This is a genomic window from Gilliamella sp. B2889 (assembly GCF_026536885.1).
In the GTDB taxonomy this organism is placed as follows: domain Bacteria; phylum Pseudomonadota; class Gammaproteobacteria; order Enterobacterales; family Orbaceae; genus Gilliamella; species Gilliamella apicola_E.
Window position 1 is genome coordinate 339684 of the sequence record NZ_JAFNNF010000001.1, and the last position, 14602, is coordinate 354285.

11 protein-coding genes are annotated in these 14602 nt (G+C 35.1%); 2 read left to right on the forward strand and 9 right to left on the reverse strand.

Features of this window, described 5'->3' with window-relative positions; translation table 11 throughout:
- The first annotated feature begins 24 nt into the window (after positions 1–24).
- Entirely contained in the window at positions 25–2127 is a 2103-nt protein-coding gene (locus tag J3U09_RS01600; RefSeq protein WP_065563261.1) for a hypothetical protein, read from the forward strand.
- 106 nt (positions 2128–2233) lie between these two features.
- On the forward strand, positions 2234–7219 hold the full coding sequence (locus J3U09_RS01605) for a DNA repair ATPase (protein ID WP_267356849.1): 4986 nt from the start codon (positions 2234–2236) through the stop codon (positions 7217–7219).
- An 805-nt stretch (positions 7220–8024) separates the two neighbouring features.
- Here the strand turns inward: J3U09_RS01605 and J3U09_RS10945 are convergent.
- The 9 genes from J3U09_RS10945 to J3U09_RS01645 form a co-directional block, all read right to left on the reverse strand.
- Positions 8025–8189: a DUF1799 domain-containing protein gene (locus J3U09_RS10945; RefSeq protein WP_416380026.1), complete on the reverse strand. Its 165-nt coding sequence runs from the start codon at positions 8187–8189 to the stop codon at positions 8025–8027.
- Positions 8190–9013: 824 nt separating this feature from the next.
- A complete protein-coding gene (locus J3U09_RS01610) occupies positions 9014–9358 on the reverse strand; it encodes a tail fiber assembly protein (protein WP_267356851.1) in 345 nt (114 codons plus the stop codon).
- Between the two features lie 4 nt (positions 9359–9362).
- Positions 9363–10532, reverse strand: a complete 1170-nt coding sequence (locus tag J3U09_RS01615) for a pyocin knob domain-containing protein (protein ID WP_267356853.1) — start codon at positions 10530–10532, stop codon at positions 9363–9365.
- A complete protein-coding gene (locus J3U09_RS01620; protein WP_267356855.1) occupies positions 10529–11185 on the reverse strand; it encodes a DUF2612 domain-containing protein in 657 nt (218 codons plus the stop codon). Before J3U09_RS01620 ends, J3U09_RS01615 begins: the two co-directional genes overlap by 4 nt.
- Positions 11178–12296 carry a baseplate J/gp47 family protein gene (locus tag J3U09_RS01625; RefSeq protein ID WP_065563031.1) on the reverse strand — a complete coding sequence of 373 codons (1119 nt, stop codon included), beginning with the start codon at positions 12294–12296 and terminating at the stop codon, positions 11178–11180. Before J3U09_RS01625 ends, J3U09_RS01620 begins: the two co-directional genes overlap by 8 nt.
- Positions 12277–12642: a hypothetical protein gene (locus J3U09_RS01630; RefSeq protein ID WP_267356857.1), complete on the reverse strand. Its 366-nt coding sequence runs from the start codon at positions 12640–12642 to the stop codon at positions 12277–12279. Before J3U09_RS01630 ends, J3U09_RS01625 begins: the two co-directional genes overlap by 20 nt.
- The gene (locus J3U09_RS01635; protein WP_267356859.1) at positions 12639–13304 is read right to left on the reverse strand and encodes a Gp138 family membrane-puncturing spike protein; all 666 of its coding nucleotides are present in this window, start codon (positions 13302–13304) and stop codon (positions 12639–12641) included. The genes J3U09_RS01630 and J3U09_RS01635 overlap by 4 nt, the downstream gene beginning before the upstream one ends.
- 162 nt (positions 13305–13466) lie before the next feature.
- Complete coding sequence (locus J3U09_RS01640) at positions 13467–14291, reverse strand: phage protein (RefSeq protein ID WP_267356861.1); 825 nt, start codon at positions 14289–14291, stop codon at positions 13467–13469.
- Positions 14260–14601, reverse strand: coding sequence for a phage baseplate plug family protein (locus tag J3U09_RS01645; protein WP_267356863.1), 342 nt, complete (start codon positions 14599–14601; stop codon positions 14260–14262). Before J3U09_RS01645 ends, J3U09_RS01640 begins: the two co-directional genes overlap by 32 nt.
- Between the last annotated feature and the right edge of the window lies 1 nt (position 14602).

Sequence of the window (14602 nt, forward strand, 5' to 3'; positions counted from 1 at the left end):
AGTTAATTTGGAGAATAGAAAAATATGTCTTTAAGCAGTGATACTATAATGTTTTTTTTGGTAATAGTTGGAAGTATATTCCTTGTAATTGTCGGATTCTTCCTATTATTTAAGGCATTTTACATAAAGGTTCCTCAAGGTACGGCGCTTATTGTTAATGACATGACGTCAAAACCTAAAGTTCATTTTACTGGTGCATTGGTATATCCAATCATCTACAAAAAAGAGTTCATGAAAATTTCTTTGATCACTTTTGACGTAGAACGAAGAGGTAAAGATGGTTTAATTTGCCAAGACAACCTTAGGGCTGACATCTGCGTAGCCTTCTATTTACGCGTTAATGAAACAACAGAAGATGTTCTTAAAGTTGCCAAATCAATCGGTGTAGATCGTGCATCAGACCAACAAGCGGTAAGCACATTATTTAGTGCTAAATTTTCAGAAGCATTGAAAACCGTAGGTAAACAATTTGAACTTGCAAAGCTATTTGAAGATCGAATGAATTTCCGTGAACGTATCATTGATGTAATAGGTAAAGACCTTAACGGTTATGCCCTTGAAGATGTTGCTATCGATTATTTAGAACAAACTCCAATTAAATCACTCGACCCAGATAATATTTTTGATGCTGAAGGTATTAATAAAATTACAGCTATAACTGCTGTACATAAAGATGAAACCAATAAGCGAGAACGCGATCTAGAGTTAGCTCTTAAGAAAAAAGATACTGAAACTATCGAAGCTAAACTTGAATTAGAACGTCAACAAGCTGACGCTGAGGCTAGACAAAAACGTGAAATTGAAACTATTCGAGCTAGAGAAGCCGCTGAAACATTAAAAGTTCAAGAAGAAGAACGTTTGAAAGCTGAACAAGCTAGAATTCAAACTCAACAAGAAATTGAAGTAAGAGAAGAGAATCGTTTACGTGAAGTAGAAGTTGCACAGAATAACCGCCTAAGAGCTATTGCGATTGAAGAAGAACGTGTAATCCGAGCTCGTTCACTTGAAATTGTTGCTCGTGAACGTGAAGTTGAACTACAACGAATAGAGAAAGACAAAGTTGTAGAAGAGGAAAAGAAACAGATTGCTAATGTTATTCGTGAACGTGTAGCAGTTGAAAAAACAGTTGCAGTTGAAGAGGAAAACATTAAAGAAGTTCGTGAAGTTTCAAGAGCAGATCGTGAAAAACAAACAACAATTATTGAAGCTGAAGCTAGAGCTGAACAAGAGCTAGTTAAACAAGTAAAACAAGCTGAGGCAGATGAACAATCATCTAAACATCGCGCAATTGAAATCAGCACGATGGCTCAAGCTGAATTAGAAGCTGCAGCTAAACAAGCTGAAGCTAAAAAACAATTAGCTCAGGGTATAGAAGCCGAAGAAGCGGCAATAGGCCTTGCTGAAGCTAAAGTACGTAAAGCAAGAGCAGAAGCAGAAGAAAAAGAAGGTTTAGTCAAAGCAAATATTACAGCTGAGACATTATTAGCTGAAGCGAAAGGTAATCAAGAAAAAGGCTTAGCAGAAGCTAAAGTTATTGAAGCCAAAGCAATTGCAGTAGAAAAACAAGGTTTAACTGAAGCTAAAGTACTTGAGGAAAAACTTTCTGCTCAAGCTCGTGGTGATGAACGTATTGGATTTGCAAAAGCATCAGCAACAAAAGAACAAGGTCTTGCAGAAGCGTTAGTAATTCGCGAAAAATTAACTGCTGAGGCAAATGGTTTAGTAGATAAGTTCCAAGCAATGGGTACGATGAATGAACAATCGAAAAATCATGAGGAATTCCGTTTAGCGCTTGAAAAAGGTTTCGAACAAGCCATGGCTGCTATTGCTGCTAACAAAGAAATTGCTAGAGAACAAGCTGACGTGCTTGCTGCGGCATTCAGTAAAGCCAATATTGAAATTGTAGGCGGTAATGATAACTTCTTTAATAGCTTCTCTAAAGCAATTAGTGTAGGTAAAGCAATAGAAGGAACTGTTAATCAGAGTCCTGTACTACAATCTGCATTACAATCAGTACTATCTCGCTTATCGGGAGACAAAAACATAAACATAAAAGAGACTTTGCAAAACACTGATTTAAAAGCGTTAGCAAAACAATTTTTGTCATCCAATAATGAGAATGAATAGGTTACTATCAGAATAGCCATTTATCTATAATGTAATCAGTTTTAGGTAGGATTCATTTCCTACCTAAAACATTAGGTATTTCAGTATTATCTTCAACGAGTAAAACATGTCAGAAACCCAAGATCAGCAACAAACATCAATTGATAAAGCAGTCGCGGAAGGCGGAGCTTATGAAATTCTTCGTAAACGTTTAAACTCTTTAGGACAAGAACTTAATCAAAAGACAGAAGCTCTAAATCAGGAAAGGCTATCTGAGTTTGGTAAAAGTGACATGTCCATTATTAGCCGTATTCGTATTAGAACGGAAAATAACTGTGTAGCACGAGATATTGTTCGCTTTGGTGATTGGTTGTTGTTTGGTTATAACGTCTATTTGGGATTAAAAAAAGAAACCAAGATAGAAGATGTATTTTCACTTTATCAATTAGTTGAACGTGATAACAATTATGAAGCTGATCCGGTTGATCTCTCAAATACATTCTTAAATATAGATCGATTTATACAAGACTTTAATGAACTTTATACTTATTATAAAAATGCCCAGTTACTTCAGCTTGTTGAACGTGATGGAAAACTTCTTGCTAGTTTTCAAATTGGAGAACGAATTAGTGATATTCGTGTATTTCGATGGTCTATATCTAGCGATAAAAAAACAATTGAGTATATAGATAATCGAGGTGAGCGAGATATCGCACTACCTCCTGCCTACGATTTTGAATGGATCGAAACAACACGTGAAGATATTGTTAATGGGCGATTTCCTCATATCAATGTTCTTGATACAGTATTTGTTGAAACCATTGGTGGTGACTTAACAATAAAGTGTGAAAATAATACTAATGATGGTTTAGGAATTTATCGAGAAGAAGTTGTTGATAAAAATCAATCAATTAATGATGCTAAAATAGAATATGCAAAAGTTGGTTCATTAATCCTATTGAAAATTCTCCCTTACCGCGAAGACAATTGGCGCTATTTAGTTTATAACTCGCTAACCCAGCAAGTCGATCGTATAGATTTTATTGGTCAATCATGCATTCAACTTCCAGAAGATCATGGAATTATATTTCCTGGGGGATACTACTTACAAAATGGAGATTATAAAACTTTTGACCAATCAATGTCAGGTATGCGTTTCAGACGAATTCGCCGTTCGCCAAATGGTGAAGATGTTTTATACATTTTCTATGACCCAAGCAATGGGGGACTAGCGCTGTTCAATTATAATATGATTGAACGCAAACTAGATAACCCAATTTTAGGTCATGGCTACGCCGTTTTTGAAGATGGTCGAATGGTCGTTTTTGAAGGAGAAAGTGATGAGCCAACTAGAGTTCATCCAATGCAAATTTGGCAAACTCCCTTTTATAGTGATGAATATGCAGCACAGCAACCGACAAATAATAGCTTCCTCGGAAAAATAGGTAATGCTGAACTTGTCCGCGGAATTTCAGATCTGTATTTTATCTCGCGCGAAATCGATAACCAGGCAGTCTCTTCACAACTCTATAGCAAACTAAGTGAAGATACAAAACGGCTCTTTGATAATTACTTTTGGCTCAATGACGAGAAACAACTATCATTCTCCCCTATTCTTCGTAATATTTCACAAACGAGTGAATTAGTTATAGATGAGTATGAAAAAGTCGAAAGCATTCGACGTCAATCCGAAAACGCTATGCGTGAGGCAATTTCTAATCAACAAGATTTATTAACCAAGCTTTACCCTGATAGCTGGCAAGAAACTCAAGAATTTGTTGATGCATTAAATGCAATAAAATTACAACTTGGCAGTTTAGTCACATTAAGAACTTACCGATACATTGATTTAGACCAAATCGATGAAATGGAAAATAAACTAAAAGTTAGACAAGCTGAGGTTTCATTAGCAACTGCTGAGTTTTTAGGAAGTGATAAAGCATTAGAACCATTCAATATAAAAATTGACGATATTGAACAGCAAATTACCAAAGCAGATACTGTTGCAAAATTACTTGAATCTGTTGAAATAACAGAAACTATGTCAACTGATTTAGATATGCTTTCACAATTGATAGCAACCCTAAAATTTGATGACGTCACATTACAAACTAAAATCATAGAATCAATAGCTGAAGTCTATGCAAAACTTAACCAAACAAAAGCTAAAATCCAACAAAAACGAAAAAATTTAGCTAATGTTGAAATGGTCGCTCAATTTGGTGCTCAATTTAAATTATTTGGCCAAAGTATTGCCAATGCCTTGAGTATGGCAACAACACCTGAAAAATGTGATGATGAGCTATCTCGTCTTCTAGTACAACTTGAAGAGCTTGAAAATCAATTCAGTGAAAGTGAAGAGTTCCTTAATGATATTCTGGCTAAACGGGAAGAGATATTAGAATCATTTGAAACCCATAAACAATCACTACTTGAAGATAGAACAAGACGAACAGAAGCGTTACTTACGGCTGCCAATCGAATTTTAGATAGTATACCAAGAAGAACGGCTAAATTTTCTGATCAAAATGAGTTAAATGCTTTTTTTGTTGCCGACGCTTTAGCTTTAAAAATTCGTGAAATAGTCGAAAAATTAAGAGCACTTTTTGATAATGTCAAAGCAGATGATATTGAATCTCGTTTCCAAAGTGCCAGAGATCAATCAATACGTGCCTTACGAGATAAATCAGAAATATTTGAATCTGGCGGAAATGTAATCAAACTGGGGCCAAGACATAAGTTTAGTGTCAACACCCAAGAACTTGATTTAACCATTGTACCAAAAGAGGATCATCTTTATTTGCAATTAACGGGTACTGATTATCAGGAAAGAATTAATCACCCTAAATTAGAAAGTTATAAACCTTTCTGGTCAATTTCATTAGAATCCGAATCGCCTAGTGTTTACCGTGGTGAATATTTAGCATATTCAATAATTAATTCAGCGCTTAAAAAAGAGCATGATTTAAGTTATGACAATTTAAAAAATCAATTAAACCAACCTGAGGTATTCGCTAAAACAGTAAGAGATTATGCGTCAATGCGATATCGTGAGGGCTATGAAAAAGGGATTCACGATCACGATGCATTAAAAATATTAGCCAAACTGATCCCGCTAGGTGAAGCGGCCGGTCTATTACGCTATAACCCTTTAGCCCGAAGCTTAGCTATTCTTTTTTGGCATCATAATCAAAAGAGTGATATTGCCAAATTATGGCCAGAGCGAGCCAAAACTTGTAAAGATATACAGGCGTTATTTGGTCATGATGAAGGTATAAGAAATCTTCAAACAGAGATGTCTTTTGAATTAACCAAATTTTTAGAAAAGTACCCTATTCAACATGAACAGTATCATGTAAAACAAGCAACTGAATATTTAAGTTATATATTAGCCGAAACACCACAAGAATTTACGTTAAGTAAATATGGCCACTATCTATTTGAAGGTTTAAAAGCCCGCCTCGAGGAATCTCATATGTGGGGTGATTTTAACCAATCACAAAGCAATCTTCAAAAACGACTTGCCGATCGCTGGATTCTAATCGAAAGTTGGTTTAAAGGTCTTTGTACCCTACCCCAATATCAAAAACTATCAGACTATATAGCTGAAGCTTTAGTATTGTGTATGTTAGATAAAGAAAGTAGCATTACACTGGGAATTAGCGAGCTTGAGCTTGATATTTCCGTCAACGATTTACTTGGCGATCATCCAAGTATAATTCAGGGAGTGTTGAATATTAATCTTGATGATTTCTTTAGTCGCATGCGTAAACAGTCCAGAATTATTATTCCGGAGTTTCAGCATTATCAAAGTTTTCGTCAGGAAGTACTCGATGAACAACGTGATCTTCTACATCTGGAGGAATTTAAGGCTAAACCATTAAGTTCGTTTGTGCGAAACAAACTCATTAATCAAGTTTACTTACCTATCATTGGTGATAACTTAGCTAAACAAATGGGAACGGTTGGTGAAACTAGACGTACCGATTTAATGGGGTTATTACTGCTTATATCTCCACCAGGTTATGGTAAAACGACGTTAATGGAATATGTTGCTAATCGTCTTGGATTAATCTTTATGAAGATTAACGGTCCGGCTTTAGGTCATAGTGTGTTATCTTTCGATCCAAATCAAGCACCGAATGCAACTGCCAAACAAGAGTTAGTAAAACTTAATCTAGCGCTTGAAATGGGAAATAACGTCATGCTTTATATTGATGATATACAGCACACCAATCCGGAATTCTTACAAAAATTCATCTCCCTTTGTGATGGTTCACGCCGAATAGAAGGTGTTTGGAAAGAGAAAACTAAGACCTATGATCTCCGAGGTAAAAAATTCTGCGTTATTATGTCAGGTAACCCATATACTGAATCAGGAGAAGTATTCAAAATACCAGATATGTTGGCTAACCGTGCAGATATTTATAATTTAGGTGAAGTTCTTGGTGGTATGGATGAAGTTTTTGCTTCAAGTTATATTGAAAACTGCTTAACTTCAAATCCAATTTTAGCACCACTTGCGCTACGTGACTTAAATGATCTTTATCAACTCATTGACCATGCACAAGGTAAGCCACTTAATAGCAATGAATTAAGTTATGCTTACAGCCAAGCAGAAATCAGCGAAATTATTGCAGTACTTACTCACCTATTGAAAATTAGAGAAGTGGTATTCAAAGTTAACCAACAATACATCGTTAGTGCTGCTCAATCAGATAAATACCGTACAGAACCACCTTTCAAACTTCAAGGTAGTTATCGAAACATGAATAAACTTGCTGAGAAGGTTTCTTCTGTTATGAATGATGATGAACTAAATCAAATCATCAACGATCACTATTTGGGTGAAGCTCAACTATTAACTAATGGTGCTGAAGAAAATCTTCTTAAACTCGCTGAAATTCGTGGCGTATTAACTGATACACAAACTAAACGTTGGCAACAAATCAAAGCTGATTTTATACGCAATAAAACACTAGGTGGTGATGAAAGTGATACCGGAAACCAAATTGTTACGCAATTGGCTGACTTAGTGCAAAGTGTACAGGCTTTGCAGTTATCATCAAATAAAAAACCGAAAAAAGAGAAAAGGAATACAAAAGGTAAATAGCGAATTTTATTTATATTTTATTGTTAATAAAAAAGGCGGAAATAGACTTCCGCTTTTTTATTATTTAGGTAAAAAGGTAATTGAAATAGGTCAAATCCACATTAATGATAAAAAAACGTATAATAAATAGGCAAAAATATAACAACCTATTGGTGTGATTATCAACAAAATACCTAATCTTCGCATAATTTTGGTTTTAGCTAAGCATAAAATTATTAGACCAATTACGAAAACTAATAAATAAGCCCACCAAAAGATAAATAGTGACAATATAAAAAAACCTATTCCATTTAAATAAATCATTTAATTAACTCCATTAATTATTGTTTTTTCTATTTTATCCTTTTCTAGTTATTTATCATAATTGACTAATCCGACTTTTATTTCAGAAGCTAAAGAAGACAAAACGATACTGGGTATTAATTCATCAAGCCCAGACAAATTAAATCAGAATATCCTTTTTCATTTTAACACCCCCAACATTGCATAACTGGTTTATTGGGGAAGTTATTTGCCCAATCTGGGATAAAATATGGGGTAGTTTCTAATTGGGAAAGATTATGAACAATAAGTTCATCGGCATTATCACTCATAGTAATTTGTAATTAATATTCAGATGGTTACATTACTATTTCAAAATAACCTGTAGTATTGAAGTCAAATTTTTTACATTAAAATTCAATTATCGATAATCCTATTAAATTTTCGATTTTTATCATAATAATTTTTTCAAAAAATTCATTCCAGTGTATATGGAGAACACGAAAATGAGTTAATTTTACCAAATTGTATTAAAGAATATAATTCATATATTAAAAATGCGTTCATTTTCACAGATATCCTTGAGTTTCACTACCAACGAAAAGCAATTGTAATCAAGCCCTATTATGCTGCCCATGCTTGCATCCCATTGAGTAGAAATCACCTTGAATAATCTAAAAGCTTTTAAATTATCTTGCCATATTTCTATATACTTATCTTAATAATCAGCTTCTGTTAAACCGAAAACCGTTAATTCACCCTTTGACGGCTCTGGAGTATATAAAGCAATAGCAAGCTCAATTCTTTTTTCGCTTTGACCTAACATCGCTTTATGAAATGTAAATAAAAAAGCTTGATCTGCTACAGTACAACTTAAAAGAATTTGGTGGGTAAGAAACGTTAAAATGGTTGAAATAACATAATAACTTGAATGCTATCCATTTGCGCAAATTTTAGGTGTGATCACAATCTGCGTCGCAAAATGTAAATAAAGAAAATATTTAACATTAAACCTTTAGTTATATTTAATTTTAATGGCGTGCCCTACAGGATTCGAACCGGTGACCTGCGGCTTAGAAGTGTCTTGGCTTACTAAAATACATTAATTGAAAAACCTTAACAAACCTATAAATAACAAGAGTTAATCAAAATTTCAATTAGTAAATTTTGATAGATTTTAGTATATATTAATAGATTTTTTTGTCACAAATTGGTCACACTTATTTTCGCGATCTACTTCCCACAATTTCACTTCAATTCACGCTCCAGAAAAATATTAGTTTATGATGAATAAAACTAACTAATCTTTCATAACATTATCACAATAAACTACACAAAAACAATTTACATACTAACCGACCATGATAACGATTCAATTTTCGATTGAGACAATGATTCGTATTTAATTTTTCCGTCATACGATATACACAATGACTGGTGGTGCCTTTATCGGAACAACGGATTAAACAAAGTCGGAATATTTGAATCGTATCAAGATGCGGTAGAGTATGTGAAGTTGAAGATTGATAGCGTTTAGTTATTCGGCTTTTCAGGAAACAAGGCATTAACATCTGACGTATCAACACGAGTTAATGATACACGATATTTTTTCCATTGTTTTAGCTGCTCGTTCTCGTTTGATTCGCACATATCTAAATCTATAACATCCTGAAGCACCGCTATTTTTTCATTGGCTTCATTAATTAACGCTGTTTTTATTGATTGATTTTGGTATTGAATATCCGCTGGTTTTGGCTTAATTAATTTTAGAGCCTCTTTTTCTGTTATCGCAATTTGATCCCGAGAAATAAACTCGTCTTGAGAGCCGTCGTCGCAGTACGCATAAACTTGATTATTTGCATCCTTATAATATTTCATGATTTCACCTCAACTCATACCATGCTGTTAAATTGCCACCCCCGGTTACTCTATATGTACACCCCGCCGGGATCGGCATATACATTGTTACATTTTTTGTGCTACCGCTTCCAGAGCCCCCCGTTGTTGCATAAAATTCCATGCCATTGATGAATAGGCGCATGTCTATTGCAGTCCCGGACCAGCCGTGTTGAAACGAGATCATTACGAAAATAGTCTGTCCTGTTGTATTCGTATAAACTACATTTGCGGCACGTTGCGATATTTCGTTATGCCATACTTGAGGCGGTGGCGGAGGAGGTAAATAAGTGTTTAGATTTGCAGATGTAATCTGCTCAACCCACGGCGACCATATGTTTGGTGCGTCTCTGTAAGTTCTTACAAATTGCCGTACTGAGTAATAATCAGTGTAAATTTGCAAGCAACCTTTAATACCGTCGCCGCCTGTTTGAGTCACAATTAACGACCCTGCTGCGTTTATCGGATAATTATTCGATATCGTCGCAAATTCATTCATGTTTTGCAAATAAACCCCGTGCTGAGATGCAGTGATACTATTGAGATTGGTTTTATTCAAATAGCCATTGAAACGAAATGCATCGCCATCGACCAACACTCGTTTATTTTTAATCAACAACTCGCCAGCCATGTTGTCACCAGATCGTTTAACTGCTGCGTTTGCTGTATTGTTTGCCGTGGTTGCTGTTGTATTGGCAATAGTTGCTAGATCATACGTTTTTTTTACTGCACGCGGTGTAGCAGCGTCGGTTTCTGATTCGCTATTAATTTCTGAATTTAGTTTGACGAGACCTTTTTGATCAAGTCTGGCAATTGGTATTTCAGCCTGTGTTTTTTTCCATTTTGTTGTATTCGTGGAGGGTTTAGCATTATCATTTTCAACTATAGCGGTATACAACACCCCGTTATATTTGATAATTGCATTTACTGGGTAAGTAACCAACTCACTCCATTCTGGCACGCCCTGCTGGAGCAAATAAATCATATTTTTATCAATGCGGTTAAATGCACCATTCATCCATTCAAGAGGTGGTTTTGATGCGGTTTGATCGATGGTGATTCCCCAGCCCCTACTCACATCAGGAAAATCTATATTTTCACCTTTTTTTGCTGAGTCAGCGAAAATTAAATAATCTGGTTTATTCTGTACTTTCATTGAGAAGTTCCTATTTCTTGTAGTCGAACAAATTTACCTAAATTAAAACCGAATGAGACATTGTCATGCGAGAATCCAAACGGCTCGTTATTAATTAGAACAATAAATTGGTACATAACACCAACAGGTCGGGCTAAAATATCCATTTTACTAATTGCATAAAAAGTAAGTGAACTTAGTTGATCACTGTTAACTAATACGTTCATTGTCATATTTTGTGAATCAATAATATTTCCATGTTTGCCAATCACGAATTTAATTGAATTAACAATATTTGATATTTCGCCAGTTTGATAGTTTTTTGTTATGCGAGCCTTAATAAAAAAACGATAGTCATTGTCATTTAAAACGACTGATGCATGCAATGCATCACCATTTCTATAAAACTCACCAACATTGAATGAAAGCGCGGTGTCGTCTTCTAACCAACCAAAATACTTTTTGGCAATAGCTGTTGGTAAAACTCTTGACACGCCAACATGTTTACCGACTAAGTCAAGCGCATAACCTTTTGCATCGTCAATATTGAGAATATCTGCTAATTGAACAACATTTTTAAACGTGTTATCGGTTTCTGCGTAGATAGCTCTAATCGTGCCCAAAGCCTTTGGCTTTGTTCGATATTGCCAAATAATAAATTTTTCTCTATTCAATTATCACCTCAACATTGTTTATCTGTGCATATTCTCGATGATCAATATTTGCTATATTTGAGCCATTAACCGTGAGTTCTTTAATATAAAACCCGTCAACTAGGTTAATGCTTGAGATAATGCGTGATGAATAAACATTTTCGCCGATGTCAAAATCAAGATTTTTAAGGTTGCTTTTGATTTGCTCAGTATTGATATCGTTAAATGATTTATAACGACCAATAACCATTGAGACGTTGATATCGACCTTTTTTGGTCTATCGAAATAAACTCTACGCGGTATACCATCTAATAAATAAGAGGATTCAATTTGACCATATAACCCACATCCACCAATTTTCTTTTTAGTAATAACTTCCGCTATTTTTTCATCAGCTCCACCTAAAATAACAGCGTTAAATGAGTGAGCAGGCACACCTTTTTCATCGGTTTTATTCGTATAATTTTCATATACAACGCATTTAGTCACACCTGTTATATTCATTAATGAAGACTGTATACCTTGCCGATCATCGTAGTTATTAATTGAGTGCGATAACATAAACCTTTTTAATAATTGATCATCCGTTTCTTCATCAACGCCACCATAACTTTTAGTATTCGCAGTGACTTTATCTACGCCTATGATTATTGTACTTGGCGTGAACTCGTCCATTGCATTAACAGTGTAATTACCGAGTTCTAACGACCTGAATTTGACGCGAGCGCTACCTAAATTGTTCAATGTTATTGATTCTGTCGTAACCCATTTATTTTTGTTTTTATCTATGTAAATAGAATTATTTGGTATTGTCGTTTTTGCTGAGCCCGTGAAAATTACTTCATCAATATAAGAATATGACGCAGTAATTCGGGTTATTCCTGCGTACATTGCTCGCTGTTCCAGCCAATGCCCAGTTGCTTGGTACGGGTCTAACATTTGCACCATAAAAGAAACAGCTTGATGTATGTTTGCAAGCTCTTGTGAAAATAACCCTAATAATTGACCGTCAGGCGTATCGCTATCGAGATTGACATCATCACCGTATATCGATTTAAATGCGGAAACTAATCGATTTTGAATAGTGTATAAGTCATCAATTTCGATACCTTTATCTGTTATCTGTAACATTAAATGATGCCTCGTTAGTTTTATTGAATTTATCGGTGTATGTGATTTGAATTAGAAATTTGCGGTTATCGGTATCTAATAAAATGTCGAAACTATCGATATTTACAACTCCATCAACTTTAAAAACTTCTGTTCTTACATCAATTTCTAATTGTTTTGTGTTAGGATTTTTAGTTAGATAATCAAACCATGCGATGCCGTCCTCACGATTTAAAAACCAGTCTCTTTTTAGTGCTAATAATTTGGTTTTCAGGCATTGCGCTATCGCATCAGAACAATCTAAATAGTTACCCAGACCATGACCAAAAGTCCAATCGTGATTGTTATCTAAACCTCTGACTATCATGTCGGTGCTCCTGTTTTTTCATTGCCGCTTTTTACATCTGTGTGCGTATGCGTATTCAAATCAATACCTTTATTGGTTTTAACATCCTGAGCCGTTATCGTGCCAGAGCTATTTGTATTACCATCTGTTTGATTGTAGCTTCCGATTTGATTCATATTGCCCTCATGCTCAATGTTCCCTTTTATATAGATTGTTCCATTTGTAAGCCTTATATGTGTCGATCCGTCGTCAGTTTGCATCGAAAGGCCATCATGATAAAAATCAGGTATTTTATTTGGCACACTATTGCAACCGACAATAAAAAAACCGTCGCTTAAGTCATTAATTCGGTTATCCAATGGTTTAGATACATTACCCGATGCAAACCAACCATCTATGCAACGACTCGAAAAGATAACAAGCCCCTCATCACCCGCTGTTATAGGTACCGTAATGCAAAATCCGCCTGCATGAGGAAACTGCGCAGGAACATCAACCAGAGGAGGGATTGAAACTTCTTGTCCATTTGCTAGTACTCTATTAATCATTGGTTGACATTGAACTGTATGACCGTCAAATGAAATAACCTTTGCAGGCAAAGCAGTATATATATTTGATTGAGCGCGTTTTATTTGATTTTCAATCGCTTCAAATAGTGAATCTGTCATCTTTTCCCCGAGCAATAAAAACCCGCCGAAGCGGGTTAAGATCAATGTTAAGCATTGATATAAGATTAATTTATTGATAAATGATATCTTTAAGTGCGATGTGTTTTTATATTTTTGATTAATGTTTTATTAACCAAATTGTTATAATTGTGATCAACTTTGGATTGATGATTCGTTTTATACTTTCTCAAACTTTCCGGCCGTGCAAACTAATTTACTGTGCCAGTTTGTACCGTATAAATCGCCGTTATGCTCAATCGATTTGACTTTATAATCGCCGTTATACTCGGTGAGTTTTGACTCAACACGAACAAGCGAACCAATTCTATAATGCGGATTGCATAGCGTTGTAACTTCTAGCCCGTCGTTGCTTTTTTTAGGACTTCCAATCATTCCCGTGTTTCTAGAAATGACCCAACCCTCGTTATTTGCTAGCGCTTTATTTTTGGGGATAACAACTAGCTGATCATCTTGTATAGACCAGTCCGCATTATTGTTAATAGCGATTTTATGCATAGCCTCGCGTGTGTCGCACATAAGCACCTTGCCACGAGGCAGAGCCCTATCATTTGGCAAATTAATAGCGCCCTTTTGAACACCAAAACTGCTCACAGCTTCATTTAAAAAGTCGCTATCTTTTTGCCCTTTTTGCATCGTTTTAATAATGGTTTTTTCGTTATAAGCTCGATGTCCGTCACCGCATCGCATCGTTGTGATGATGTCCTGTCCTGTCAGTTTATTTTCAACTGTCAAAATATCACCACAAAATATCAATCTTAATACATCTTCTTTATAGCAGACTGATAACTCTAAAAAATGATATTGTTTACTCGTAATGAGGTTACGATTTGACGCATTGAGATTATAGACTGATATTTCGGCAGTATTTGGCTCTGAAGATAGTGTTTTTTTGATAGAAAACGTAACTCTAAGATTATTAATAACAATGCTTTCTTTACGATTACCTATTTTAAGCTCTAAAACCCTGCCGAATTGACGCACGATATTCTTCCTTTGTCATGATTAATAATTGCATACGATTTTCTAAATCGTCTTTAGATATCGCATTAATACCAAATCCCGATTTATCATCTAATACCAGCACAAAAGGTAAATTAAACTCAATTAATGACGGGCTACCGACAGATAACCCTTTGTTTTTCGTAATGTATTCATCTTTATCAATATCAAATAAATCAAATTGATATCCTGTTGATATTGCATTATATCTCAACGTTAATCGCAAATTCATATCGTATAGTGAAAATGATTGCTCTAATACATCATCTATTGTTGTTTGTATAATGTGCATT

Bases quoted from the DNA above. Each gene is read 5' to 3' on its own strand.
- J3U09_RS01625 (WP_065563031.1), bottom strand. From the start codon at position 12,296: ATGTTACAGATAACAGATAAAGGTATCGAAATTGATGACTTATACACT.
- J3U09_RS01645 (WP_267356863.1), bottom strand. From the start codon at position 14,601: ATGCACATTATACAAACAACAATAGATGATGTATTAGAGCAATCATTT.
- J3U09_RS01600 (WP_065563261.1), top strand. From the start codon at position 25: ATGTCTTTAAGCAGTGATACTATAATGTTTTTTTTGGTAATAGTTGGA.
- J3U09_RS01630 (WP_267356857.1), bottom strand. From the start codon at position 12,642: ATGATAGTCAGAGGTTTAGATAACAATCACGATTGGACTTTTGGTCAT.
- J3U09_RS01615 (WP_267356853.1), bottom strand. From the start codon at position 10,532: ATGAAAGTACAGAATAAACCAGATTATTTAATTTTCGCTGACTCAGCA.
- J3U09_RS01610 (WP_267356851.1), bottom strand. From the start codon at position 9,358: ATGAAATATTATAAGGATGCAAATAATCAAGTTTATGCGTACTGCGAC.
- J3U09_RS01605 (WP_267356849.1), top strand. From the start codon at position 2,234: ATGTCAGAAACCCAAGATCAGCAACAAACATCAATTGATAAAGCAGTC.